This is a genomic window from Microbacterium sp. X-17, from assembly GCF_039615055.1.
This window is the reverse complement of record NZ_JBDHNI010000003.1, coordinates 842,109-866,347: the sequence shown is the minus strand read 5'-3', so window position 1 is coordinate 866,347 and position 24,239 is coordinate 842,109. Positions and strand designations below refer to the sequence as shown.

Annotated in this window: 22 protein-coding genes; 14 read left to right on the top strand and 8 right to left on the bottom strand. The window is 70.6% G+C overall.

What is annotated here, in order from left to right; translation table 11 throughout:
* Positions 1–27: 27 nt before the first annotated feature.
* From rplL to ABCS02_RS18325, 3 genes are all read left to right on the top strand, one after another.
* The gene (gene rplL / locus ABCS02_RS18335; RefSeq protein WP_055917685.1) at positions 28–417 is read left to right on the top strand and encodes a 50S ribosomal protein L7/L12; all 390 of its coding nucleotides are present in this window, start codon (positions 28–30) and stop codon (positions 415–417) included.
* Between the two features lie 240 nt (positions 418–657).
* Positions 658–795, top strand: a complete 138-nt coding sequence (locus ABCS02_RS18330; protein ID WP_179607953.1) for a hypothetical protein — start codon at positions 658–660, stop codon at positions 793–795.
* Between the two features lie 84 nt (positions 796–879).
* Positions 880–1,566: a methyltransferase domain-containing protein gene (locus ABCS02_RS18325; protein WP_345837101.1), complete on the top strand. Its 687-nt coding sequence runs from the start codon at positions 880–882 to the stop codon at positions 1,564–1,566.
* Here ABCS02_RS18325 and ABCS02_RS18320 read toward each other — a convergent pair.
* Positions 1,521–2,969 carry an amino acid permease gene (locus tag ABCS02_RS18320; RefSeq protein ID WP_345837100.1) on the bottom strand — a complete coding sequence of 483 codons (1,449 nt, stop codon included), beginning with the start codon at positions 2,967–2,969 and terminating at the stop codon, positions 1,521–1,523. The genes ABCS02_RS18325 and ABCS02_RS18320 overlap by 46 nt on opposite strands.
* Positions 2,970–3,033: 64 nt before the next feature.
* Between ABCS02_RS18320 and ABCS02_RS18315 the strand changes: the two genes are divergently transcribed.
* Both ABCS02_RS18315 and ABCS02_RS18310 read left to right on the top strand, forming a co-directional pair.
* Positions 3,034–3,507 carry a MarR family transcriptional regulator gene (locus tag ABCS02_RS18315; protein WP_345837099.1) on the top strand — a complete coding sequence of 158 codons (474 nt, stop codon included), beginning with the start codon at positions 3,034–3,036 and terminating at the stop codon, positions 3,505–3,507.
* Positions 3,508–3,566: 59 nt separating this feature from the next.
* Positions 3,567–4,805 (top strand): MFS transporter, encoded by a 1,239-nt coding sequence (locus tag ABCS02_RS18310; protein ID WP_345837098.1) that lies wholly within the window; start codon positions 3,567–3,569, stop codon positions 4,803–4,805.
* A gap of 243 nt (positions 4,806–5,048) precedes the next feature.
* Here the strand turns inward: ABCS02_RS18310 and ABCS02_RS18305 are convergent, their stop codons facing one another.
* The 5 genes from ABCS02_RS18305 to ABCS02_RS18285 all read right to left on the bottom strand — a co-directional run bounded on the left by ABCS02_RS18305 (position 5,049) and on the right by ABCS02_RS18285 (position 9,625).
* The gene (locus tag ABCS02_RS18305; protein WP_345837097.1) at positions 5,049–6,056 is read right to left on the bottom strand and encodes a LacI family DNA-binding transcriptional regulator; all 1,008 of its coding nucleotides are present in this window, start codon (positions 6,054–6,056) and stop codon (positions 5,049–5,051) included.
* Between the two features lie 10 nt (positions 6,057–6,066).
* The gene (locus tag ABCS02_RS18300) at positions 6,067–6,303 is read right to left on the bottom strand and encodes a hypothetical protein (RefSeq protein ID WP_345837096.1); all 237 of its coding nucleotides are present in this window, start codon (positions 6,301–6,303) and stop codon (positions 6,067–6,069) included.
* Positions 6,304–6,307: 4 nt separating this feature from the next.
* On the bottom strand, positions 6,308–7,222 hold the full coding sequence (locus tag ABCS02_RS18295; RefSeq protein ID WP_345837095.1) for a carbohydrate ABC transporter permease: 915 nt from the start codon (positions 7,220–7,222) through the stop codon (positions 6,308–6,310).
* Positions 7,219–8,253 carry a sugar ABC transporter permease gene (locus ABCS02_RS18290; protein WP_345837094.1) on the bottom strand — a complete coding sequence of 345 codons (1,035 nt, stop codon included), beginning with the start codon at positions 8,251–8,253 and terminating at the stop codon, positions 7,219–7,221. The genes ABCS02_RS18295 and ABCS02_RS18290 overlap by 4 nt, the downstream gene beginning before the upstream one ends.
* Positions 8,254–8,335: 82 nt before the next feature.
* A complete protein-coding gene (locus ABCS02_RS18285) occupies positions 8,336–9,625 on the bottom strand; it encodes an ABC transporter substrate-binding protein (protein WP_345837093.1) in 1,290 nt (429 codons plus the stop codon).
* A gap of 247 nt (positions 9,626–9,872) precedes the next feature.
* Here ABCS02_RS18285 and ABCS02_RS18280 point away from each other — a divergent pair, with 247 nt between their 5' ends.
* The 8 genes from ABCS02_RS18280 (at position 9,873) to ABCS02_RS18245 (ending at position 21,066) form a co-directional block, all read left to right on the top strand.
* Positions 9,873–12,416 carry a LuxR C-terminal-related transcriptional regulator gene (locus tag ABCS02_RS18280; protein ID WP_345837092.1) on the top strand — a complete coding sequence of 848 codons (2,544 nt, stop codon included), beginning with the start codon at positions 9,873–9,875 and terminating at the stop codon, positions 12,414–12,416.
* Positions 12,417–12,545: 129 nt separating this feature from the next.
* On the top strand, positions 12,546–13,112 hold the full coding sequence (locus ABCS02_RS18275) for a hypothetical protein (protein ID WP_345837091.1): 567 nt from the start codon (positions 12,546–12,548) through the stop codon (positions 13,110–13,112).
* Positions 13,109–14,740, top strand: a complete 1,632-nt coding sequence (locus ABCS02_RS18270; RefSeq protein WP_345837090.1) for a glycosyltransferase — start codon at positions 13,109–13,111, stop codon at positions 14,738–14,740. The genes ABCS02_RS18275 and ABCS02_RS18270 overlap by 4 nt, the downstream gene beginning before the upstream one ends.
* A 12-nt stretch (positions 14,741–14,752) precedes the next feature.
* Positions 14,753–16,072 carry a hypothetical protein gene (locus tag ABCS02_RS18265; RefSeq protein WP_345837089.1) on the top strand — a complete coding sequence of 440 codons (1,320 nt, stop codon included), beginning with the start codon at positions 14,753–14,755 and terminating at the stop codon, positions 16,070–16,072.
* A 229-nt stretch (positions 16,073–16,301) separates the two neighbouring features.
* Positions 16,302–17,444 (top strand): UDP-N-acetylglucosamine 2-epimerase (non-hydrolyzing), encoded by a 1,143-nt coding sequence (gene wecB, locus ABCS02_RS18260; protein ID WP_345837088.1) that lies wholly within the window; start codon positions 16,302–16,304, stop codon positions 17,442–17,444.
* 32 nt (positions 17,445–17,476) lie between these two features.
* Positions 17,477–17,680 carry a hypothetical protein gene (locus ABCS02_RS18255; protein WP_345837087.1) on the top strand — a complete coding sequence of 68 codons (204 nt, stop codon included), beginning with the start codon at positions 17,477–17,479 and terminating at the stop codon, positions 17,678–17,680.
* Positions 17,681–17,821: 141 nt separating this feature from the next.
* Positions 17,822–19,702 carry an ABC transporter ATP-binding protein gene (locus ABCS02_RS18250; RefSeq protein ID WP_345837338.1) on the top strand — a complete coding sequence of 627 codons (1,881 nt, stop codon included), beginning with the start codon at positions 17,822–17,824 and terminating at the stop codon, positions 19,700–19,702.
* 122 nt (positions 19,703–19,824) lie between these two features.
* Entirely contained in the window at positions 19,825–21,066 is a 1,242-nt protein-coding gene (locus tag ABCS02_RS18245) for an Nramp family divalent metal transporter (protein WP_345837086.1), read from the top strand.
* 4 nt (positions 21,067–21,070) lie between these two features.
* Here ABCS02_RS18245 and ABCS02_RS18240 read toward each other — a convergent pair whose 3' ends face one another.
* Both ABCS02_RS18240 and ABCS02_RS18235 read right to left on the bottom strand, forming a co-directional pair.
* Complete coding sequence (locus ABCS02_RS18240; protein ID WP_345837085.1) at positions 21,071–21,739, bottom strand: metal-dependent transcriptional regulator; 669 nt, start codon at positions 21,737–21,739, stop codon at positions 21,071–21,073.
* A 10-nt stretch (positions 21,740–21,749) separates the two neighbouring features.
* Positions 21,750–22,781 (bottom strand): acyltransferase family protein, encoded by a 1,032-nt coding sequence (locus tag ABCS02_RS18235; protein ID WP_345837084.1) that lies wholly within the window; start codon positions 22,779–22,781, stop codon positions 21,750–21,752.
* A gap of 87 nt (positions 22,782–22,868) precedes the next feature.
* On the opposite strand from ABCS02_RS18235, the gene ABCS02_RS18230 reads away from it, so the two are divergent.
* Positions 22,869–24,233 (top strand): cystathionine beta-synthase, encoded by a 1,365-nt coding sequence (locus ABCS02_RS18230; RefSeq protein ID WP_345837083.1) that lies wholly within the window; start codon positions 22,869–22,871, stop codon positions 24,231–24,233.
* Positions 24,234–24,239 lie beyond the last annotated feature (6 nt).

The following is a 24,239-nucleotide window of genomic DNA, read 5'->3' as shown; positions in this document are numbered from 1 at the left end:
GTAACCACACACACTAAGGAGAAAATCATGGCAAAGCTGTCGACTGAGGAGCTGCTCGACGCGTTCAAGGAGCTCACGCTCATTGAGCTCAGCGAGTTCGTGAAGAAGTTCGAGGAGACCTTCGAGGTCACCGCCGCCGCCCCCGTCGCCGTGGCCGCCCCGGCCGCCGGTGGTGCGGGCGCCGCTGCCGAAGAGGTCGAGGAGAAGGACTCGTTCGACGTCGTCCTCGAGGCCGCCGGTGACAAGAAGATCCAGGTCATCAAGGAGGTGCGCGCCCTCACCAGCCTCGGCCTCGGTGAGGCGAAGGCCCTCGTTGACGGCGCACCGAGCACCGTGCTCGAGGGCGCCAACAAGGAGACCGCCGAGAAGGCGAAGGCTCAGCTCGAAGAGGCTGGCGCCACCGTCAACCTCAAGTAGTCGACGCCCCATCGGGGCTTCTTCTACCGCAGGCTGACACAGCCACGCGACGCGGACTCCTTCTGTAACAGAGTGTTCCGCGTTGTGGAGGGCGTCGCCCCCGTGACGGGGGTGACGCCCTTCGTGGTTTAACCGCGAAGGCCGGCCGCAGCGCGGACGCTCGACCCCACCAGAGCGTCCGATCGCGCCTGCCCGCGTGCATCGGTGTGCAAGGACGCACAACCGGAAGAAGAAACCACGATGAATACCTGGCGCACGTTCGCCTCCACCCTGCGCGGACTCGGGGCCGCGCTCCTGCACGGTGACGACCGCGACAGCGGCGCCCACCCGCCGGATCTCTACCGCAGGACCCTCCTGTACGACCGGTACCTGCGGTAACCCGACCATCGAGGGGCACGTCGTTGTCGCTTTCCACGCGGAAAAGTGACAACGACGTGCCCCTCGTGCTTGTAGGTTGGCGGGGTGGATGGCGAGAGCGAGCGCGAGGCTCGGGTGGCGTACGACCTCGTGGCCGAGGACTACGCGGCGCTGCTGGAGGGCGAGCTCGAGAAGCTGCCGATCGAGCGGGCGATGCTGACCGCGTTCGCCGAGCAGGTCGCGGCGGACGGCGGGGGAGCGGTGGCCGACATCGGCTGCGGCCCCGGCCGGGTGTCCGCGTTCCTCGCCGGCATCGGGGCGGACGTCCGCGGCGTCGACCTGTCGCCCGGGATGATCGCGGTCGCGCGGCGCGACCACCCCGGCATCCCGTTCGAGGTCGCGTCGATGGCCGCCCTCCCGTACCGGGACGGCGAGCTCGCCGGCGCGCTGGCCTGGTACTCGATCATCCACATCCCGCAGGAGGGGCAGCACACCGTGTTCGCCGAGTTCGCCCGAGTGATCCGGCCGGGCGGCCGGTTGCTGCTCGGCTTCCAGGTGAGCGAGCAGGGCGACGAGGACGTCGTGCACCTGCGACAGGCGTACGGGCACGAGCTCGACCTGCGCACCCGTCGCCAGTCGCCCGGCCGCGTGAAGGAGCGGCTGGCAGAGGCCGGCTTCGCGGTGCGGGCGGAGCTGGTCCGCGGGCCGATGGCTCCCGAGAAGTCGCGGCAGGCGTTCCTGCTGGCTCAGCGCAGCGCCGACTCCGCCTCGGAGGCCGCGGCCGCCTCCTGAGCCGCATGTTCGCGCACCCGGCCGCGCACGAGGTACCAGCCCGCGACGAGCAGAGGCGGGATGATGACGACGGCCGTGCCGATCGTGAGCGTGCCCGTCGGCCAGTCGAACAGGATCAGCACCGCGACCGCCGCGAGGAAGGCGAGCGTCAGGTAGCTCGTGAACGGCGCCCCCGGCATGTGGAACGCCGGCCGGGTGAGCCGCCCCTCCTTGGCGAAGGACTGCAGTTTGAGCTGGCAGACCACGATGATCGCCCAGGCCCAGAGCAGCCCGATCGAGGTCAGGTTGATCCCGACCTCGAACGCCTCGCCCGGCATGACCAGGTTCAGGCCGACGCCGACCAGCGCGACGACGCCGGTGATGACGATGCCGCCGTAGGGCACGCCGGCCCGGTTCATCCGCAGCGCGAACCGAGGGGCTGCGCCGCGGAGGGCCAGCGACCGGGCGATCCGTCCGGTCGAGTAGAAGCCCGCGTTGAGCGAGGAGAGTGCGGCGGTCAGCACGACGAGGTTCATGATCGCGTCCGCACCGTCGACGCCGATGGAGGAGAAGAACGTCACGAACGGGCTCTCGTCCTTCTTGTAGGCCGTGTACGGGAGGAGCAGGGAGAGCAGCAGTACGGACCCGACGTAGAACAGCCCGATCCGCACCAGGATCGTGTTGATCGCGCGCGGCATCGTCTTCTCCGGGTTCTCGGTCTCGCCAGCGGCCGTGCCGATGAGCTCGATCGCCCCGTAGGCGAAGACGACGCCCTGGACCACGAGGATGAGCGGAAGCAATCCCTTGGGGAAGAGGCCGCCGTTGTCCGCGAGCAGCGCGAAGCCGGGCGTGTGCCCGTCGACGGGGGTGCCGAAGATCACGAAGGCGATGCCGATCACGAGGAAGGCGACCAGCGCGACCACCTTGATCAGGGCGAACCAGAACTCCAGCTCGCCGAACACCTTCACCGACAGCAGGTTGAGCAGGAGCACGACAGCCAGGGCGACCAGGGCGAACACCCACTGCGGGATCTCCGCGAGCACGGGCACGTACTTGCCGAAGAAGTGCATGTAGAGCGCGACCGCCGTCACATCGACGATGCCGATCATGCCCCAGTACATCCAGTACATCCAGCCGGTCACGAAGGCGAGCTTCTCGCCGTAGAACTCGCGGGCGTACGAGACGAACGAGCCGGAGTCCGGGCGGTGCAGGATCAGCTCGCCGAGCGCACGGAGGATGAGGTACGCGAACACGCCGCACACCGCGTAGACGATGAGCAGACCGGGGCCGCCGGAGGCGAGGCGGCCGCCGGCGCCGAGGAAGAGGCCGGTCCCGATCGCGCCGCCGATCGCGATCATCTGGATGTGCCGTCGCTTGAGGCCCTTGTGATACGAGCCGTCGCCGGCCGGGTCGGTGGAGGTCATCCGGAGATTCAACCAGGAGGGGGCCGACTTGATTTATATAGGCTAGCTATATAAAATGGCTGTCGTGACCGAGACCATCACCGACACCGCCCAGCTCCGCACCACCATCGGCGACCTCGTCGTCGCGAGCCACCGGCTCGCCCGGCTGGCCGCGCGTGTCACCGGCAGCACCGAGTCCCCGGCGACCTGGCGGACGCTCAGCGTGCTGCAGACGGTCGGCGCGATGCGCCTCGGCGAGCTCGCCGCCCAGAGCCGCGTGTCCCAGCCGACGATGACCAAGCTTGTGCGCAACCTGGTCGAGGCGGAGTGGGTCAAGCGCATCGCTGATGTGGACGACGCCCGCGCCTGGCAGATCGCGATCACCTCGAAGGGCGCGGCCGCGCTCCAGGACTGGCGCGACACGCTGGCGGAGGCCCTGGTGCCGATGTTCGCCGACCTCCGCGACGACGAGCTGGCCGCCATGCGGGCCACCGTCGAGATCATCGCGTCGCGCGTCGACCTGTCCACCGCGGCGTCGGCAGCCGTCGACGGCCGCTGAGACATTCACCTCACCGTTCACTCTTCACTCTCTGCAGACCTAGGAGGCCTCACCCGTCCATGTCCCATCAGAAGCCGGACAACATCCTCAAGCAGCCGACCGCCGTCTGGGCCGTCGCGTTCGCGTCGGTCATCGCCTTCATGGGCATCGGCCTCGTGGACCCGATCCTCCCCGCCATCGCCGCCAGCCTGCAGGCGACCCCGACGCAGACCGAGATGCTCTTCACGAGCTACCTGCTGATAACGGGTGTGGCGATGTTCTTCACGAGCTGGATCTCCAGCCGCATCGGCGCCAAGCGCACCCTGCTGATCGGCCTCGCGCTGATCGTGGTGTTCGCGCTGGCCGCCGGGCTGTCGCAGAACGTGTGGACGATCATCGGCTTCCGCGCCGGCTGGGGCCTCGGCAACGCGCTCTTCATCTCCACGGCGCTCGCGACCATCGTCGGAGCGGCGGCGGGCGGGACGTCGGCGGCGATCATCCTCTACGAGGCCGCCCTGGGCCTCGGCATCGCCATCGGCCCGCTGCTCGGCGGCCTGCTCGGAAGCTGGAGCTGGCGCGGGCCGTTCTTCGGCACCGCCACCCTGATGGCCATCGGCTTCATCGCGATCGTGGTCATGCTCAAGAAGAACCCGGAGAAGCCCGTCCCGACGAAGCTCTCCGCCCCGTTCCGCGCGCTCGGCCGTCCCGCGCTCGGCTTCCTGGCCGCCGCCGCGCTGTTGTACAACATCGGCTTCTTCGTGCTGCTGGCGTACACACCGTTCGCGCTGGCCGACCTCGGCGTCAAGGATGCGATCACGCTCGGCCTGATCTTCTTCGGCTGGGGCGTCGCGCTCGCGATCACCTCGGTCTGGGTGGCGCCGCTCCTCACCGCGCGGCTGCCGCGGACGCGCGTGCTGTGGCTGATCATGCCGCTGCTGGCCCTCGACCTCGCCGCCGCCGGCCTCCTGGTGGGCTCGCTGGTCGCGCTGATCGTCTGCGTGATCGTCGGCGGACTGCTGCTCGGCGTCCTGAACACCGTGCTGACCGAGTGCGTGATGGAGGCCACCGACCTGCCGCGCGCGGTCGCGTCGAGCGCGTACTCCGGCGTCCGGTTCCTCGGCGGCGCGATCGCCCCGCCGGCGGCCACCCTGCTGGCGAGCCTGTTCGCCCGGTCCACGCCGTTCTACGCCGGCGCCGTGTCGGTGCTGATAGCCGCCGCCCTGGTCATGCTCGGGCACAAGCACCTCAAGCGTGTCGACGCCCCGCAGGAGACGCGGGAGCAGGAGGCGGAGATCCTGGCCCTGGCCGACGCGGACTGACCTGAACCGGTTCAAGAGAAGGCGAAGAGCCGCCCTGTCCTAGTCAGGGCGGCTCTTCCCGTACGCGCCGAAGCGTCGGTACGGACGGACAGTCGGCGGTCGATCGTGCCTACCCGAAAGGCGCGATCGGCCAACGGCCGCATGACCTATTGTTTCAGATCACGGGACGCTGATCGTTCATATCCGGACGAATTCGTGCAAATCCGCAACGATTCACCCGGCGCGTGTACGGACTCGCAGGACTCAGCGCGGCGGCGCGGTCGAGGTGCGCACCACCAGGTGCGCGGATGAGCGCACCGACCCGGCGCGCGGCTCGCCGCCGCCCAGCTCGTCCAGGAGGATGCGCGTCGCCACCGCGCCCTGCTCGAACGGGCTCTGCGCCATCGTGGTGAGCCCGAAGCACTCTGCGAAGTCGTGGTTGTCGATGCCGATGACGGAGAGGTCCTCCGGCACGCGCAACCCGTGGTCGCCCGCGGCGAGGATGGCGCCCATCGCCATCTCGTCCGAGCCCGCGAACACCGCCGTCGGCCGCGGGCCGGGGCGGTCGAGCAGCCGGTTCATCGCCGCGCGTCCCTCGGGGAGGGAGAAGCCGCCGGGGATGACCCACTCCGGCCGCACGGGGAGGTGCGCCGAGCGCATGGCCTTCTCGAAGCCGCGCAGCCGGCCGACCGGGACGTTGCTGTTCAGGCCTTCCTCGTCCTCGCCGCCGAGATGGGCGATCTCGGTGTGGCCGAGGCCGATCAGGTGGTTGGTGGCCTCCTTGGCGGTGGCCTTCTCGTCGATCCCGACGCTGCGCAGCCCCTTGACCGGGCCGCCGACCACGATGGTCGGGTGGCCGAGCGACGCCAGCTGCTCGCGCTCGTCCGGCGTGAAGTCGAGGCACAGCGCCAGCAGCGCGTCCGTGCGCTTGCGCAGGATGCTGCGGTGGAAGACCCGCTCCCGGTCGCCGCGATGGCCGCCCAGGTTGAACAGGATCATGTCGTAGCTGGCCGAGCGCAGCTCCGCGTCGACCCCCTCCAGCACCTGGGTGTAGAACCAGCGGCTGACCGAGGGGACGACCACGCCGAGCGCGAGGGTGCGCCCGCTGGCGAGTCCCGACGCGCTGGACGACGCGACGTAGCCGAGCTCGTCGGCGGCACGCCGCACCGCGGCGCGCGTCGTGTCGGAAACGTTGGGGAGCCCCCGTAGCGCGCGCGAGACCGTCGCGGTCGAAACCCCTGTCGCGCGCGCGACCTCCTCGATTCCTGCCATGATCCCCCCGTCAGGAGTCCTGGCCCGCTCGTGCCTCCTCCGCCCGCAGGCGCGCCGCCACGATGCGGTGGCGCGCCTGCAGCAGAGCGATGAAGATCACGACGAGCACGAGCGAGATCAGCGCCCACGTCAGCGCGGGTTGACCGGTCAGCTCGCAGACGGCTGTGATGATCGCGAAGGCCGCCCCGAAGAAGCCGACGAAGCCGAGGCCGATGTCGACGAGCTCCTTCGGGTCGGTCACGCGCATCGGTTCAGCCCTTCACTCCACCTGCGGTCAGGCCCGCGACGATCCGGCGCTGGAAGATCAGCACCAGGATGATGAGCGGGACGGTCACGATCGTACCGGCCGCCATGATGGCGGTGTACGGCTCCTGGTGCGGCTGGCTCCCGGTGAACGAGGCGATGGCGACCGTCACCGGCTGCGTCGCGTCGCTCGAGAGCTGGCTGGAGATCAGGAACTCGTTCCAGGACGAGATGAACGCCAGGATCGCGGTCGTGAACACGGCAGGCGCCGCCAGCGGAAGGATGATCTTGCGGAACGCCTGCGCCTGGGTGCACCCGTCGATCCGTGCGGCCTCCTCCAGGTCCCACGGCATCTCGCGGAAGAACGAGACGAGCGTGTAGACCGTCAGCGGGAGCGCGAACGAGATCTCCGGGATGATCAGCGCCTGGTAGGTGCCCATCCACCCGATGTTCGTGAACAGCTGGAACAGCGGGGTGATGAGCGCGACGCCCGGGAACATCGACGCGGCGAGGATGATGCCGAGCACGATGCCCTTGCCCAGGAACTCCAGGCGGGCGAGCGCGTACGAGGCGAAGATGCCGACGACCAGGGAGATCACGGTGACGCAGATGCCGATGAACAGCGAGTTCAGCAGCGCCTGGCCGAGGTGGTTGCCCAGGTTGGTCGACAGCGCCGTCACGTAGTTGTCGAACGTGATGTGCGTGAACCACGGCGTGTTGTCGCTCGTGTAGCCGACGTCGCGGAACGACGTCACGACCATCCAGTAGAACGGCAGCAGGCACCACAGCACGATGACCAGCGCCTGCACGATGGTGCGGACGTTCTGGTTGCGGTTGCGGGACTTGGTGCGGTTCTTCGAGCGGGTCCGGGGGAGGGCGTTCGCCTCCGCGGTGGCCGATGCGGGGCCGGCGACGGTGGTCATCCCTTCGCTCCCTTCGCTTGCGTCTCCTGCGTTCGCACCACGTTCGTGCCGAGGAACCGCACGAAGATGAACGCGACCAGGAAGATCAGGATGAACGTGATGGTGGAGAGGGCGGCAGCGCTGTTGAAGCCCTGCCTGATCTGATCGACCACGAGGATGGACAGCGTCGTCGTCGCATGGCCTGTGCCTCCGCCGCCGCCTGTCAGGATCTGCGGCAGGTCGTAGATGCGGAGCGCGTCGAGCACGCGGAACAGGACCGCGACCATCAGCGCCGGCTTCAGCAGCGGCATCGTGACGCGCCAGAAGCGCTGCCAGGTGCTCGCGCCGTCCATCTTCGCCGCCTCGTAGACGTCCTCCGGGATGATCTGGAGGCCGGCCAGGATGAGCAGCGCCATGAACGGCGTCGTCTTCCAGGTGTCCGCGATGATGACCGCGAACCGGGACGCCCATTCGTCGCTCGTCCAGAGGATGTGCGCGTTGAGCACGGCGTTGGCGACGCCGGCGACCGAGAAGATGAAGAACCACAGCTTCGCGGTGACGGCGGTGGGGATCGCCCACGGGATCAGGATGGCCGCGCGGACGAAGCCGCGGCCGCGGAAGGCCCGGTTCATGATGAGCGCGAACCAGAGGCCGAGGACGGTCTCCAGGATCACGGTCGTGATCGTGAAGAAGAAGGTCACCCCGACGGCGCTCCAGAAGGTGGAGCCCAGGTTGCCCGGCGGGCACGAGACGGTCGTGCCGTTCGGCCCCTGGCACTGCTGGAACAGCCAGTGGGCGTAGTTCTGGAAGCCGGCGAAACCGCCCTGGACGAACAGGCCGGTCGCCGGGTCGAGCCCGGCGTCCTTCTGGAAGGACATCACCACGGCGCTGACGATCGGGTAGCCGATGACGATGGCCAGGAGGATCAGTGTGGGGAGGATGAGGTAAAGGGCCCAGCGGCTCTGCTGGCGGCGGTTGTGCTTGACTCCGGCGCGCTGTTCAGGCGGCCTGTTCTTCGTGGATGAGGGGGCGACGACGTTCGACGTTGACATGTGCAGCCTCCGGGAGGAAAGGCGGTAGGGGGGGGTGCCGGGGGGGGGGCGGGGCCCCGCCGCCCGGCGACCGTAGTGGGACCTACTGGCCCGCGCTCGCGGTCTTGATGGCCGCGGACATGTCCTTCAGCGCCTGGTCGACCGACTTGTCGCCCTTCAGGGCGGCGTAGGCGTTGTCCTGAACGGCCTTGGTGATGGCCGGGTAGAACGGCGAGACGGGACGCGGGACCGCGTTCTCGATCGACGTCTTCAGGGTGGACAGGTAGGGCAGCTGGCTGTTCAGGCCGGCGTCGTCGTACAGCGAGGAGAGGACCGGTGCGAGCGAGCCCTGGGTCACGAAGAACTTCTGGGTCTCTTCGCTCTGCAGGAACTTGAGGAACTCGAAGGCGGTCGCCTTGTGCTTGCTGTAGACGCTGATCGCGGCGTTGTGGCCACCGAGGCTGGAGACGCCCGGCTTGTCGGCCGAGATGCCCGGCAGCGGTGCGATGCCGAAGGTGTCCTTCACCGTGGACGATCCGTCGGTCTTGGCCAGGTTGTAGACGTACGGCCAGTTGCGCAGGAACATCAGCTTGCCGGCCTCGAACGCCTGGCGGCCCTGCTCCTCCTGGTAGGTGATGGCCTCGGCCGGGATCTGGCCGTTCTTGAAGCCGTCCACCAGGCGGGTCAGACCCGCGTTGGCCTGCGAGCTGTCGACGGTGACGGTCTTGCCGTCGTCGCCGACGATGGTGCCGCCGTTGGTGTTGATGGCCTCGGCCACGTTCACCGTCAGGCCCTCGTACTGGGCGAACTGACCGGCGTAGCAGCCGATGCCCTTCGCCTTGGCGACGTCGCAGTCCTTCAGCATCTCATCCCACGTCTTGGGCGGGGTGGAGACGAGGTCCTTGCGGTAGTACAGGATGCCGCCGTCGGACGTCTGCGGCGCCGCGTACTGCGTGCCGTTGTACGTGCCCGACTTGACCGTCGGCGCGAGCAGCTTCGAGTTGTCCATCTTCAGGCTGCCGGTGAGAGGCTGCAGCCAGCCCTTCGCAGCGAACTCACCCGTCCACACGACGTCGACATCGACCACGTCGTAGTTCGGGTCCTTCGCCTGGAAGTGCTGCACGAGGTCGTCGTGCTGCTGGTCGGCCTGGTCGGTCTGCTCCTTGAAGGTGACCTTCTCGCTGGGGTGTGCCGCGTTCCACTTGTCGATCAGGGGGCGGACGACGTTGGAGTTGTCCTTGCCCTGCACGTAGGTGATGGGGCCCTTGCTGTCGAGGTTGGCGCCGGCGTCTCCGCCCGCGCTACTGCCTCCTGAACCGCCGCCGGTGCATCCCGCAAGTGCGAGGCCGGCGAGGGCGACTCCTGCGATCACGGAGAGACGTGCTGCTTTCATTTCACTCCTCGTTGAGCTATTTGGTGCTCGTGTCGAGCATGGTGCTCTTGGTGCAGGCGCGGGTGCGCCCGGGCTCAACGTACTCCCGCCGGTAAATCTGTGCAAGCGTTTACGTCAAGCGCTTGCATTGCGATTAGGTCACGGCGGTTTCTACCCGCGTGCGGGGGAGCGGCCGGTGGGATCGTGATGTGTAGAGCACGACGCCTGACCGTGGAGTATCATGCGCAGGAATGAAACGGGGTGCTCCATGCCGGAATCCACGATCGACGCCGCGCTGACGCTGCTCGCGCAGGGCAGGGACGTCCTCCTCGTCGGCGACGACGGATCGGGCAAGAGCTGGTGCCTCGCGCAACTCGCCGGTGCGCTTCGCAAGCGCGGGAACGACGCGGTGCTGGTGCCGGGACGGCTCGGGTCCGCCGCCGATCCCTTGGCGCCGTTCGGGGCCACGACGGTGCCGCTCGAGGGAGGCGGTGCGGTGGGCGAGCGGCTCGTCGCCGCGTTCGCCGAGGAGCTGAACGGGCCGAGGAGCCGGCTCCTGGTGGACGACCTCGACGAGTTGGAGGCGCCGGCCATCGCAGCGCTGCGCGCCGTCCTCGACCGCACCGGCGCCCGGCTCGTGGCCACGGTCGGACGCTGCTCGGTCGCGATCGGCGGGGCGCCGCGCCCGTTCGCGGCGCTGCTGGCCGAGCGGGCGCCGGCGGACGTCGCCGTGCCCCCGTTGTCGTTCGAGGCGATGTCGCGGTTCGTCGCCGCCCGGCTGCGCGGCCGGCCCGACGCCGAGCTGATCGTCTCGCTGAGCGCGCACTCCGGCAGCAATCCGCGCGTCGCCGCCGCCCTGCTCGACGTCGCGGTCGCGTCCGGCGCGATCGGGCAGCGCGACGGGCTCTGGTCGGAGGTGGGCTCGCTGGAGGAGGCGTCCGCCGCCTCCGTCGTCCATGCGCTCACCGGTCGGCTCAGCCCGGCGGAGCAGAGCGCCCTGGAGCTGCTCGCCTGGGCCGGCCCGCTGCCGCCGCGCGAGCTCGACCGGCTCGTGGACCCCGGGATCCTGCTGAGCCTGAACCAGCGCGGGCGCCTCTCGTGGAGCTACGCGGAGGTCGGCCACGACGCCAGGGTCAGCCCTCCCGCGCTGTCCCGCGGCCTGCGCGAGCAGCTCACGCCCGAGCGGCGCCATCGCCTGGTCGAGACCGTGGAGCGCACCTTCGGAGCCGACTTCGTGCCGGACCGGGAGCACACCTCCATCGACCCGTTCGTCGTGAGCGGGCTCGACAGCGACGACTACTGGCGCTGGTCCGCGGAGTTCGCGGGACAGGTGAAGGAGCGGGTGGCCGTGCGGGAGGCGGCCGCACGCGCGCTGTGGAGCGAGCTCCCGACGGTCGAGAACGCCTGCGCGTACTTCCGCACGCTGACCGTGCGGCGCCCGGCCGACACGCTCGGGAGGATCTTCGCCGAGACGCGATTCGGCGACAGGGACTCGGTCACCGCCCGTCTCCAGTTCTCGCTGTTCGAGCTGCAGTGGCTGATCTGGAGCGGGGAGGCCGACAGCGTCGACCACTGGCTGGACGGCCTCGGCCCGCGCCTCGGCGCGAAGGCGGTCTTCGTGCGGAAGGTGCGCGACACGATCAACCTGCACCGCGACGCCGTGCCGCTCACCCCCGAGCTCATCGCACGGCTGAGCGCGCCGGGCACGAGCGACTACGAGCACACCTGGTCGACCCTCCTCGCCGTCGCGCTGCTGCTGGAGGCCGGCAGCCCCGAGGACGCGCTGGAGCGGATCGACACCCGCAACGGACTGGAGGAGGGCACCCTCGCCTCCATCCACCTCGACTTCCTCCGCACGGAGGCGCTGCTCGCGCTCGGCCGGCTGGAGGACGCGGAGGAGTGGTCCCGGCGCTGCGCGGAGCACGCCTACGACCAGCTGAGCCCGCTCGGCTTCCAGTTCCACGCGCTCGGCGTCGCGCAGACGCTCGTCCAGCGCGGACGGTTCGAGGCCGGCTGGCGTGCCCTGAGCACGGGGCTGCGGCTCGGCAGCGGAGGCCCCTTCGCCATCCCGCAGCCGCCGCTGCTCGTGCTCGGCGCGATCATCCAGGCGCAGCTCGGCGATCGGGAGCTGGCCGCGGCGCTGCTGGCCGAGGGCGAGCGGGCCGGCACCCTCCACCTGCCGCCGCACCCCTCGCGCGTGGAGCTCGCGCGCGCCGCGATCATGCGCGCCGAGGGCGACCCCGCCGGCAGCGACGAGCTGCTGTGGGAGGCCGGGGCCGCCGCGGCCGCGCTCGGCCACCTGGCGACGGCGTGCATGTTCTGGACCGACCTGACCACGGTGAACCTGGAGCAGGCCGCCGAGATCTCCGCCGTGATGGACCGCATCGACAGCCCGCTCCACCACGCGGTGTTCGACGTGAAAGTGGCGATGGGGACGGGCGACGAGCGGCAGATCGTCACCGCCCTCGACCGCTCGGGCGAGCTGATCGCCCCGCAGCTCGCCGCCGCGGCGGTCGACGTCATCGACCGGCTGCGCGCGGAGTCCGGCGCGGAGCCGCTGGACGACGACGGCCGGGCGCAGCTGATCGGCGAGCACCGATCGCACGTCGACCTGGACCGCGGCGGGGACCTCCTCTCCGACCGGGAGCGGGAGGTCGCCATCCTCGCGAAGGCCGGCCTCAGCAACCGCGACATGGCGCACCGGCTGTTCGTGAGCGTGCGGACGGTCGAGAACCACATGCACCGCCTCCTGAAGAAGCTGGGCTACTCCAACCGGCGACAGCTCAGAGACGAGTGGAACCCCGACCTCTGAACTCCTGAGCGGGCACGCTCACCCGGCACTCAATCCGGGCAGCGGCCCCCGCACCCTGGCATTCCGGCTGGTTGCATCGAAGTACTCCCGCTCACCCGGCGGGAGGAAGCCACCCGGCAGGAGCACGAAATGTCAGACAGCCCATCCGCACCCGTCATCCCACCGAGCCGCCGCCGGCGCGCGTCCGTCCCTCAGCTCGTCCTCGCGGCCCTGCTCGCCGGCGCGGCCGTCGCGCTCGTCGTCCTGCTCGACCGCGCCGTCCAGCTGGAGGCGCACCTCTTCGCGCACGCCATCCCGGCCCTGCTCGGCGCCTCCGCCGTCCTCGGCGACCACGCCACCCTCACCATCGGCGCCGGCGGCCCGATGCTCTTCTCGATGACCGTCGGCCTCGCCTGCAGCATCGTGCTGCTGCTCGTCCCGTTCCTCCTCATCGCCGCGGCGCTGCTGTCGGCCGGCCGGATCAGCGTGCCGCGGGCACTGTTCGCCGTCACGGTCGGAGCCGTGCTGCTGGAGGCTGTGAACACCGTCCGCGTGGTCGTGATCGCCGCGCTGACCCTCGGCGACGGCGTCAGCGGGTTCGGCTGGGGCCACACCCTGGTCGGCTCGGTCATCGTGCTCGGCGGCCTGCTGCTGACCACGGTCGGCATGCTCTGGATCGCCGCCCGCGGTCGCCGGGGACAGGCGGTGACCGCGTGAGCCACCAGCTCCTCCTCGACATCTCGATCATCTTCTCGCTGGTCGCCGGCACGGTCTTCCTCGGCTACGTCGTGACGATCATCCTCCCCTTCGTGCGCCGCACGCCCGACGAGCACGGCGACCCCGCCGCGTTCGAGTGGCACTTCGTGGTGCCCTGCCGCGACGAGGAGGCCGTGATCGGCGAGACCGTCGGCTACCTCCGCGAGACCTTCCCGGAGGCGACCGTCTGGGTCATCGACGACGACTCCGAGGACGCCACCGCCGACATCGTGCGCCGTGCCGCCTCCGACCTGGGCGGCGTGGAGCTCATCCAGCGCCGCCGGCCGAACGCCCGCACCGGCAAGGCCCACGCCCTCAACCACGCTTGGTCGATCATCCGGGAGACGATCCCCGCCGAGCGCCGCGCGACGACCGTCCTGGCCGTCGTGGACGCGGACGGCCGGCCCTCCGCCAACCTGCTGGAGGTCGCCGCCGGCCCCGAGTTGTTCGGCTCCGACGAGATCGGCGCCGTGCAGGTCGAGGTGCGGATGTCCAACCGCGTCGTGATGGAGCCGCTGGAGGGCCGTGGCCGGTTCGCCAACCTCGTCGCCCGCACCTTCGTGCGGATGCAGGACCTGGAGTTCCGCGGCCCGATCTCCGCCATCCAGATGAGCCGCCGCTACACCGGCACCGTCAACGTCGGCGGCAACGGCCAGCTCACCCGGCTCTCCGCGCTGGACGCCATCGCCGAGGGCGAGGGTCCCTGGCGCGGCTCGCTCCTGGAGGACTTCGAGCTCGGCCTGCACTTCCTGCTCGGCGGCTGGAAGAACGCGTACACGACCGCGGCCTGGGTCGACCAGGAGGCGCTCTACTCGCTCCGCCGCTACATCGTCCAGCGCGCCCGCTGGTCGCAGGGCACCATGCAGTGCTTCCGCTACATCCCGAAGATCTGGGGCAGCTCGCGGCTCGGCAACCTCGGCGCGATGGAGCTGACCTACTTCCTCCTGCAGCCGTGGGTGCAGGTGCTCGGCACGATCTTCTACCCGATCCCGGTCATCGCGATGATCGTCAACGCGGTCACGGATGGACTACCTCGCCCACGGCGGCGCCTGGCTGCTGGCGGTCTACGTCGTGATCGGCGTCGGCGAGTTCGCGATCTGGGGCTTCCTCTACCGGCTGCGCTGCGAGCGGGAGGCCGACCTCCGCACCGCCGCCGGCTGGGGGCTCGGCTACCTCGTCTACGTCTACCTGATCTACGTGGTCGCCTGGCGGGCCGTCATCCAGCTCGTCCGCCGGCAGACCGGCTGGGCCAAGACCATCCGCAACGCGGAGACGGTCGAGGCAGGACAGCTCGTGTCGCGCACGAGCTGACAGAGTTCCGGCGGCGTGCTCCGGGTGCCGCCGCCGGCACCGGCCCCCTCGGGTGGGGGGGCCGACCCGGGAAGCCCCGGTCGATCGTCCACGGGTACGACGGCCGGGGCTTCTTCATGCCCGCGGACGGTGTGCACGCCGGCCGCTCAACCACTACTCATCGCCGCATCCCACACCCGCAACGCCAGATATCAGCCGAAAGACTCGAATCACCGCACCCCAGGGAGCGGCACTCATCCGGAAGCTCCCGGTCACCCGCCGGGCTCCACCCGCCTTGAAAGGAACCACCCATGCGTACCACCCGCACGCTCTTCGCCGGCACCGGCGCGATCGTCGCCACTGCGGCCGTCACTTTCCTGAACCCGATCGCCGCCCAGGCGGCGGACCCGGCCGCCAACGGCACGGTCGCCCTCACCGGCAACTTCTCCGCCACCTCCGCGCCGCTGCTCGCTCCGTACTCCGGAAAGGTCACCGCGAGCGGCGGCTCGCAGGGACTCGCGATCTCGGGAGCGGGCACCTCCCACATGGTGGAGGGCACGGTTGCAGACGGCTGCATCCCGGCTTTCGCGCCGCTCGGCACGGTCAAGACCTGCGACACCCTCAGCGAGACCCTCGTCTTCGACTCTGCAGTGACCGAGCCGATCGTCAAGCTCTACAGCTTCGGCTGGGGGTTCCAGGACGGCGCCGGTGCGCAGGTGAAGGGCTACCTCGAGCCGCGCATCCAGGAGATCAACGGCAAGGCCGCTCCCGCGGTGTCCCTCATCGGCGCTGTCACGGGCGTCGGCGCCGGCTTCCAGGCCAACACTCTCACGATGGATGCCTCCCGGCTGGTCGGCTCGAACGACAACGTGGGCATCGGAGCGGACGTCCAGCTCCCCGGTTCCGTCTCCTCGGTGAAGGTCGACTACGTTTACAAGGCGGTCAAGACCGCGGGGCCGGCGAACTCGACTCCGATGACTCCGCAGAAGGCGGGAGCCCTCCTCAGCCTCTCCCGTGAGATCCAGCCCGTCACCGCGGCCGTCACGGCGAAGGACGACGACGCCAAGACGGTGACGATCGGCGGTAAGGGCGAGCCGGGATCGACGGTGACCGTGGACGCTCCGGGCGGCGCGAAGACCGCGACGGTCGGCTCGGACGGCACCTGGTCGCTCACGGTGGACGGCCTCGCCGAGGGGAGCAACGACGTCACGGTGTCGCAGCCGGTGAAGGACGAGAAGGGCGCGACCATCACCTCGAAGGTCCAGCTCCCGGTGACCATCGACGCGCCGGCCCCGGCGACCCCGCTCACGGCGCAGGTGGACTCCAAGGACGACGCCGCGAAGTCCGCGGTGTTCTCCGGCACCGGCACCCCCGGCGCCACGGTCGAGGTGACCACTCCGACCGGTCCGGAGACCACCACGGTGGGCGCCGACGGCACCTGGACGCTGACCGCGACCGGCCTCGCCGAGGGCCAGAACGACCTGACGGTCACCTCGGGCGGCGAGACCGCCGCCGTGACGGTCATCATCGCCGCGCAGGAGGTCCCGGTGCTGCTGGGTCTCGCCGGGTTCGGCCTGCTCGGCGCGACCGGTGCGGTGATCGGTCGCCGCACGCGGGCCGCGAAGAAGTAAGCGCCCCACGCCGCAGGACCGCCCCGGCAGTCGACCTCCCTCGACGGCCGGGGCCCCCCGCGTGCCGCCACTCGCGTCGCCGGTCCTGGCCACTCACCGGCCGCTCAGGGCTCCCGCCCCGACCCGCAATCTGAAACACCGGCCGAAAGAATTGCAGTGTCGACCCCGGAAGTCGACACCATCGCATCCGGCGCCACCCGCGCACCACCCACCCGTGAAGGAGCACACCATGCCCCGGTCCACCCGTCCGCAGTCCACCCGCCCCACCTCGCTCGGCGACATCGCCGTCGTGCTCGGCACCCGTCCCGAGATCATCAAGCTCGCGAGCGTCGTCCGGGCGCTCGGCCCCCGCGCCCGGGTCATCCACACCGGGCAGCACTGGGACGACAGCATGGCCGGCCAGTTCTTCTCCGGCCTCGGCATCGGGGAGCCGGACGTGCGGCTCACCGCCATGAGCGGCAAGGGGCGCGCCGAGCAGATCGCGGAGGGCATCGCCGAGCTCACGGCCCACTTCCGTGCCCATCGCCCGGCCGCGGTGATCGTGCAGGGCGACACCAACTCGACCTCCGTCGGGGCGCAGGCCGCCAGCTACCTCGACATCCCCGTGGTGCACGTGGAGGCGGGGCTGCGCTCCTACGACCGGGCCATGCCGGAGGAGCTCAACCGCCTGGTGGTCTGCGCGCTCGCCGAGCTGCACTGCGCCGCAACGACCGACAACCGGGACAACCTCCTCCGGGAGGGCGTGCCCGCCGAGCGGATCGCACTCACCGGGAACACCGTCGTGGAGGCCACGCTCGACTCGCTCGCCCACGCGGCGCCGGCAGAGCGCACGGCGTCGGGCCGGCCGGTCGTCCTCGCCACCATCCACCGTCCGGAGAACACCGACGACCCGGAGGCGCTGCGCCGCGTCCTCGACGGGCTGCGCCGCATCGACGCCGACGTGATCCTCTCGCTGCACCCGCGCACCGAGGCGGCCGCCATCCGCTTCGGGCTCGCCGGCCTGCTCGACGTGTTCGACGTGCGGCGCGGGCTCGGCCACGGCGACTTCCTGGCCATCGCCCGCACCGCCGACCTGATCGTCTCTGACTCCGGCGGCGTGCAGGAGGAGGTCACGGTCCTGAAGAAGCCGCTCCTGGTGGTCCGCCGGTCCACCGAGCGCCCGGAGTCGGTCGACGCCGGCTTCGCGCGGCTGGTCGTCCCGGGGGAGGACATCGCCGCCGCGGCGGCGGAGGTCCTCGCCGAGCCGGGGCTCGCCGACCGGCTGGCCGCGACCCCGTCGCCCTACGGAGACGGACGCGCGGGCGAGCTGATCGCCGCGGGGGCCGTCCGGCTCGCAGACGACTCGGCCCTTCCGCCGGCCCACGCGGCCTAGTCCCGACCACCCACGACCGAAAGCTTCGACGCATGTATGGAAACGGAAACCCCTTCGGCCCGCTCGGCGGCGGTGGCGCCCTGCTGGGCGGCGGCGCGCTGGCCTCCACGGGCTTCGACAGCGTGACGCCGCTGGTGATCGCCGCCGTGGCCGTCGTCGCCGGCCTGTTCCTGCTCCGCTCCCAGTGGGTGCGGAGGGCGCGCCTCGCGGAGGAGGCGACGCTCCCCACGGCCTGAGGGCCGACACAGACCGGAGGCGGGTGGCAGTGCATGGGGCCTGCCGCCCGCCTCCACCTCGTCCCGGGGCGTTCCTCCGACGGCGTAACGCGCCCGGCAGCCGCGCCCACAGCGCCGACGTAGGCTTTCGGTGTGAGCGGAATGCGTGGCATGGGCGGAGGCGGCGGCCCCATACGCTCACGGGTCAGCGGCGGCGACGCGGCCGCACAGCGAGCGCTGAACGCGGAAGCCCCGCGCATCCCGCACCTGTTCCGCCGGATCGTGTCGCTGTTCGCCGCGCACAAGGCCGCCATCATCACGACGATGGTGCTGGTGCTCATCGGCGCGGCGCTGTCGGTCGTCCCGCCGTTGCTCACCCAGCGCGCCTTCGACCACGGGCTGTTCCCGAAGTCCGGAACGCCGGACATGCCGGTGCTGATCGAGATCGTCGTGGTGATGATCGTGGTCTTCGTCGGCTCGGCGCTGCTCGGCGTCTGGCAGACCTACCTGACCTCGTCGGTCGGCAACAAGGTGATGGGCGCGCTGCGGGTGCGGCTGTTCTCGCACCTGCAGTCGATGGAGCTGAGCTTCTTCACCAAGACCAAGACCGGCATCATCCAGTCGCGGCTGCAGAACGACGTGGGCGGCGTCGCGAACGTGCTCACCAACACGATGTCGAGCATCCTCGGCAACACCGTGACGGTGATCGCGGCGCTGGTGGCGATGCTGCTGCTGAACTGGCAGCTCACCATCGTGGCGGTCATCCTGATGCCCATCCTGGTGATCGCCCAGCGCCGGGTCGGCCAGGTGCGCGCGCGGATCGCGACCCGGACGCAGGAGTCGCTGTCGGACATGACGGCGATCACGCAGGAGACGCTGAGCGTGTCCGGCATCCTGCTCTCGAAGAGCTTCAACCGGCAGCAGGCGGAGATCGAGCGCTACTCGGACGAGAACCGCACCCAGATCCGGCTGCAGGTGTCGCAGTCGATGAGCGGGCAGTGGTTCTTCGCGATGGTGAACATCTTCCTGTCGTCCATCCCGGCGATCGTCTACCTGGTCTCGGGCTGGCTGATCCTCGGCGGGGCGACGGACATCACCGCCGGCACGATCGTCGCGTTCACGACGGTGCAGGCGCGGCTGCTGTTCCCGCTGCTCGCGCTCATGCGGGTGGCGCTCGACCTGCAGACCTCCGGCGCCCTGTTCGCCCGGATCTTCGAGTACCTCGACCTGAAGCCGGCCATCGCCGACCGGCCGGACGCCGTGCCGGTCGACCCGGGCCGCGACCTGGGGCGCATCGAGTTCGACCATGTGGTGTTCCGCTACCCGGACGCCCGGCCGGGGGAGCGCAACACCCTGGACGACGTGTCGTTCACGATCGAGCCGGGCGAGTTCGCCGCGTTCGTCGGGCCGAGCGGCGCGGGCAAGACCACGGTGAGCTACCTCATCCCGCGGTTCTACGACACGACATCCGGGCGCATCCTATTCGGGGACACCGACCTGCGCGAGCTGCAGCAGGACTCGCTGGTCTCCCACATCGGCGTGGTCAGCCAGGAGACGTACCTCTTCCACGCGAGCATCGCCGAGAACCTCCGCTATGCGCGGCCGGACGCGACGCAGGAGGAGCTGGAGGCCGCGGCGAGGCGGGCGAACATCCACGAGACGATCGTGAGCTTCCCCGACGGCTACGACACGATCGTGGGGGAGCGCGGCTACCGGCTGTCGGGCGGCGAGAAGCAGCGCATCGCGATCGCGCGGGTGCTGCTGAAGGACCCCGAGGTGCTCATCCTCGACGAGGCGACGAGCGCGCTCGACACCATCTCGGAGCGGGTGGTGCAGCAGGCGCTGGACACGGCTTCCCGCGGGCGCACGACCATCGCGATCGCGCACCGGCTGTCCACGATCGTCGCCGCGGACGTCATCTTCGTGATCGACCACGGGCAGGTGGTCGAGCGCGGGACGCACCGCGAGCTGCTGGAGGTCGGCGGCGTCTATGCCCGCCTGTACCGCGAGCAGACCGAGACCGCCATCCTCGACCGCGACTGACGGGCACTCCCACCGCCGAGGGGCACGTAAACGCCCCTAAAACGCGTTCTTAGGGGCGTTTACGTGCCCTTCGATCGTTGTTAGGCTGGGCTAACAATGGAGTGAGGGCGGGGAGGGTCACCGTGGCGCTGGAGGTCGTCGAGCGGCCCGCGCGGTCCCGCCTGCGCCTGTGGTTCCTGCTCGGCCCGGCCTTCGTCGCCGCGATCGCGTACGTCGACCCGGGCAACGTCGCGGCCAACCTCACCGCGGGCGCGCGCTACGGCTACCTCCTGGTCTGGGTGCTCGTCGCGGCGAACGGGATCGCGGTCTTCGTGCAGTACCAGTCCGCGAAGCTCGGCATCGTCACCGGCCGCAGCCTCCCCGAACTCCTCGGCGCCCGGTTGGGCACGGGGGCGCGGCGGGCGTACTGGGCGCAGGCCGAGCTGGTCGCCGCCGCCACCGACATCGCCGAGGTGATCGGCGGGGCCATCGCGCTGAACCTCCTGTTCGGGCTCCCGCTCCCGGTCGGCGGCCTCATCGTCGGCGTCGCCGCCATCGCCCTGCTCGCCGTGCAGACGCATGGCGGGCAGCGGCCGTTCGAGGCGGTCGTCCTGGTGCTGCTCGGCGTGATCGCGGTGGGCTTCCTGGCCGGGCTGGTCGTGAGCCCGGTGGACTGGAGGGCGGCGGCATCCGGGCTGGTGCCGCGCTTCGACGGAGCGCCGACCGTGCTGCTGGCCGCGAGCATGCTCGGCGCGACAGTCATGCCGCACGCGATCTACCTGCACTCGGCGCTCGCCCGCGACCGGCACGGCGAAGGAGGCGACGAGGGGCGGACCCGCACGCTGCTCCGGGCCACCCGGCTGGACGTCGTGCTCGCGCTGGTGCTGGCCGGTGCGGTCAACCTCGCGATGCTGCTGCTCGCCGCGGCGGCGCTGCCCGGGGTCGCGGGGACCGACACGATCGAGGGAGCGCACGCCGCGATCAGCGCGGCGCTCGGGCCGGCGATCGGCGTGATCTTCGCGGTCGGGCTGCTGGCGTCCGGCCTGGCGTCGACCTCGGTCGGGAGCTACGCGGGCGCCACCATCATGAGCGGCCTGCTGCGGGTCCGGGTGCCGCTGCTCGCCCGGCGGATCGTCACGCTCATCCCGGCCGTCGTCATCCTGTGGCTCGGCGCCGACCCGACCTGGGCGCTGGTGCTGTCGCAGGTGTTCCTGAGCCTCGGCATCCCGTTCGCGATGATCCCGCTGCTGCGGCTGACCGGGTCGCGCGCGGTGATGGGGGAGCGGGCGGACTCCGGCTGGGTGCGGGTCGTCGGCTGGGGCGTCGCGGGGCTCGTCGTGGTGCTCAACCTCGCACTGGTGGCATTGACGCTGCTGCCGCAGTGAGCGGTCAGGCTCCGGCGACCCAGACGGCCGCGGCGGCCGTCGCGCCGAGGACGACCGCGGCGTCCCCGAGGTGCACCGTCACGTCGCCCGCGAAGGCGCGGTGCTCGTCCACGGTCAGCTCGGCGTCCAGGCCGATGCCGCGCTCGCCGAGGTAGCGGAGGACGGCGGGGTCGGCATCGGAGATGCGCGCGACGGTGAGCGGGACGCCCGTGGGCGCGGTCAGCAGCGGGACGGCGTCCGGCCGCCGCGGCGTGCCGTCCGCGGTCGGGATGGGGTCGCCGTGCGGGTCGCGGGCCGGGAAGCCGAGCCGGCGGTCGATGCGGGCGACGAGCTCGTCCGAGACGGCGTGCTCCAGCACCTCGGCCTCGTCGTGCACCTCGTCCCAGCCGTAGCCGAGCTCCTCCACCAGGAACGTCTCGATCAGCCGGTGCCTGCGCACCATCGCGACCGCTCCGCGGCGGCCGTCGTCGGTGAGCTCGATCGCGCCGTACGGCTCGTGCACGACCAGGCCCTGGTCGGCGAGCCGGCGGATGCCGTCGGACACCGTCGCGGCGCGCACGCCCATCCGCTCCGAGAGCTGCTTGACGGTGATGGGGTCGCCCGACCACTCGGTCGCCGACCAGATCAGCTTCAGGTAGTCCTGAGCGACGGGGGAGAGATCGGACACGGGCATGGGGGAAAGTCTAGGCGGGGGCCGGGCGCCGGCCGAGTCGCGGTGAGGCGGCCAGGGCGATCAGCCATTCCATCGGGCCGCGACGCCAGCGACGCCGGATGAGCCAGGCGGCGAGGAGCGAGCCGACGCTCAACGCCAAGAGGATCGACCATTTGTCGTCCGACATCCCGGTCAGTCGTGTCCACAGGCCGAGCGCGGCGATGTGGGCGAGGTAGAACGTCAAGGTCATGCTGCCCAGCGCGGTCACGGGTGTCAGGGCGCGGATGACGGGCGTCGAGGCCAGGCCGCAGCAGACGGTGATAGCGAGGCAGGCCAGGCCGAGGCCCTTCAGGAGCTCGGGGGCCGAGCCGCTGTGCGGTTCGAGCGTCCCGAGGGTCATGGTCGAGGCGGCGACGGCGGCGCAGAGGAGAACTACGCCGGTCGAACCGAGTGCGAGAAGGCGACGTCGGCCCGTGAGCGCGACCCTGGAGATCGCCAGCCCGGCCAACGCCCAGACGAGGAGGGTGCTCACTCGATAGCCGTAGTCCGTGGCGAAGAAGCCGACCAGGGTCTGGGCCAGATCGAGACCCCACGAGTCCGCGAGCGCGGCCTCCCTCACGAGCGCGGCCCGGAGGGTGGTGGCGGGTCCGATAGCGAACGCACTCAGGATGAGACAGGCCCCTGACAGGAGGACCAGCCAGCGCGTGCGCAGGAAGAGGGCGGGAACGAGGAGAAGCGTGACCGCGCCGAGGTAGTGGACGATCGGAATGACCATCGCCCCTGCCAGACCGGCCAGCAATCCGAGCACGACCAAGAGAACACCGCGGATCGAGAAGGCGCGTCGCACTGCGATCCTCACCCCGCCCGGTGTCTCCAGAACGCGCCGCGTCGCCAGGCCGGCGGAGACGCCGAGCAGCACGGTGAACAGCGGTGTGGTGGCGTGATCCGCGATGGTGAGCCAGCGGAGTGTTGGCGGGCTGCCCGGTCCTATCGGGGCCGTGTGTGCGACGAACACACCGAGGAGGGCGAAGCCGCGTGCCAGATCCACGCCAGTGATACGCATGATTTCAGACTAGCCGGTCGAGAGCGGGCGCGAAGGAGCGGGGTAATACACCGGCAACCCCGCAACCGCCCTGTTACGGTGGACCGCGTGAAGTACGCAGAGACCATCATCGACTTGGTCGGCGACACTCCGCTCGTGAAGCTCAACAGGCTGACCGACGGAATCGCGGCGACGGTGCTCGTCAAACTCGAGTACCTGAACCCCGGAGGTTCGTCGAAGGACCGCATCGCCTCCCGCATCCTCGACGCGGCGGAGGCCGAGGGGCTGCTGAAGCCCGGCGGGACCATCGTGGAGCCGACGAGCGGCAACACCGGCGTGGGCCTCGCGCTCGTCGCCCAGCAGCGCGGCTACCGCTGCGTGTTCGTGCTGCCCGACAAGGTGGGCGAGGACAAGCGCAACGTGCTCACCGCCTACGGCGCGGAGATCGTGGTGACGCCCACCTCCGTGGCTCCGGAGGATCCCGACTCCTACTACTCGGTGTCCGACCGGCTGGCGGCGGAGATCCCCGGGGCGTTCAAGCCCAACCAGTACTTCAACCCGAACGGGCCGCGCAGCCACTACGAGACCACCGGTCCGGAGATCTGGCGCGACACCGACGGCCGCATCACCCACCTGGTGGCGGGCGTCGGCACCGGCGGCACCATCACCGGGACCGGGCGCTACCTCAAGGAGGTCTCCGACGGCCGCGTCCGCATCGTCGGCGCCGACCCGGAGGGCTCGGTCTACTCCGGCGGCACCGGCCGGCCGTACCTCGTGGAGGGCGTGGGCGAGGACTTCTGGCCCGGCGCCTACGACCCCAGCGTGGTGGACGAGGTCATCCCGGTCAGCGACGCCGAGTCGTTCCACATGACCAGGCGGCTCGCCCGCGAGGAGGGCATCCTCGTCGGCGGCTCCAGCGGCATGGCCGTGGTCGCCGCCCTCCGCGCCGCGAAGGACCTCACCGCCGACGACATCGTGGTGGTCATCCTCCCGGACGGCGGCCGCGGCTACCTGGCGAAGATCTTCAACGACAAGTGGATGCGCTCCTACGGCTTCAGCGAGGTGCCCGACGAGGCGACCGTGCACGACGTCATCCGCACCAAGCGCGGCGACCTGCCGGACCTCGTGCACGCGCACCCGTCCGACACCGTGCACGACGCCATCGAGATCATGAACACGTACGGCGTCTCGCAGCTCCCCGTGCTGACGGCGGAGCCGCCGGTCGTCATGGGCGAGGTCGCCGGGGCGCTCGACGAGCGCTCGCTGGTCGACGCCGTGTTCGGCGGGCGCGCCAGGATGAGCGACCCGGTCGGGGCGCACCTGGGCGAGCCGCTGCCGCTGATCGGCGTCAACGAGCCGGTCACCGCGGCGCGGGCCGCGCTCGCCGTCGCGAACGCGCTGCTGGTCACGGAGGACGGCAAGCCCGTCGCCGTGCTCACCCGGCAGGACCTCCTCACCTACCTGAGCGAATAGCTCGCA

Coding starts and splice junctions, on each gene's coding strand:
- ABCS02_RS18295 (WP_345837095.1), bottom strand. CDS start 7,222: ATGACCACCGTCGCCGGCCCCGCATCGGCCACCGCGGAGGCGAACGCC.
- wecB (WP_345837088.1), top strand. CDS start 16,302: ATGCCCCGGTCCACCCGTCCGCAGTCCACCCGCCCCACCTCGCTCGGC.
- ABCS02_RS18240 (WP_345837085.1), bottom strand. CDS start 21,739: ATGCCCGTGTCCGATCTCTCCCCCGTCGCTCAGGACTACCTGAAGCTG.
- ABCS02_RS18265 (WP_345837089.1), top strand. CDS start 14,753: ATGCGTACCACCCGCACGCTCTTCGCCGGCACCGGCGCGATCGTCGCC.
- ABCS02_RS18280 (WP_345837092.1), top strand. CDS start 9,873: ATGCCGGAATCCACGATCGACGCCGCGCTGACGCTGCTCGCGCAGGGC.
- ABCS02_RS18235 (WP_345837084.1), bottom strand. CDS start 22,781: ATGCGTATCACTGGCGTGGATCTGGCACGCGGCTTCGCCCTCCTCGGT.
- ABCS02_RS18250 (WP_345837338.1), top strand. CDS start 17,822: ATGCGTGGCATGGGCGGAGGCGGCGGCCCCATACGCTCACGGGTCAGC.
- ABCS02_RS18305 (WP_345837097.1), bottom strand. CDS start 6,056: ATGGCAGGAATCGAGGAGGTCGCGCGCGCGACAGGGGTTTCGACCGCG.
- ABCS02_RS18255 (WP_345837087.1), top strand. CDS start 17,477: ATGTATGGAAACGGAAACCCCTTCGGCCCGCTCGGCGGCGGTGGCGCC.
- ABCS02_RS18275 (WP_345837091.1), top strand. CDS start 12,546: ATGTCAGACAGCCCATCCGCACCCGTCATCCCACCGAGCCGCCGCCGG.
- ABCS02_RS18290 (WP_345837094.1), bottom strand. CDS start 8,253: ATGTCAACGTCGAACGTCGTCGCCCCCTCATCCACGAAGAACAGGCCG.
- ABCS02_RS18285 (WP_345837093.1), bottom strand. CDS start 9,625: ATGAAAGCAGCACGTCTCTCCGTGATCGCAGGAGTCGCCCTCGCCGGC.
- ABCS02_RS18310 (WP_345837098.1), top strand. CDS start 3,567: ATGTCCCATCAGAAGCCGGACAACATCCTCAAGCAGCCGACCGCCGTC.
- ABCS02_RS18330 (WP_179607953.1), top strand. CDS start 658: ATGAATACCTGGCGCACGTTCGCCTCCACCCTGCGCGGACTCGGGGCC.
- ABCS02_RS18300 (WP_345837096.1), bottom strand. CDS start 6,303: ATGCGCGTGACCGACCCGAAGGAGCTCGTCGACATCGGCCTCGGCTTC.
- ABCS02_RS18320 (WP_345837100.1), bottom strand. CDS start 2,969: ATGACCTCCACCGACCCGGCCGGCGACGGCTCGTATCACAAGGGCCTC.
- rplL (WP_055917685.1), top strand. CDS start 28: ATGGCAAAGCTGTCGACTGAGGAGCTGCTCGACGCGTTCAAGGAGCTC.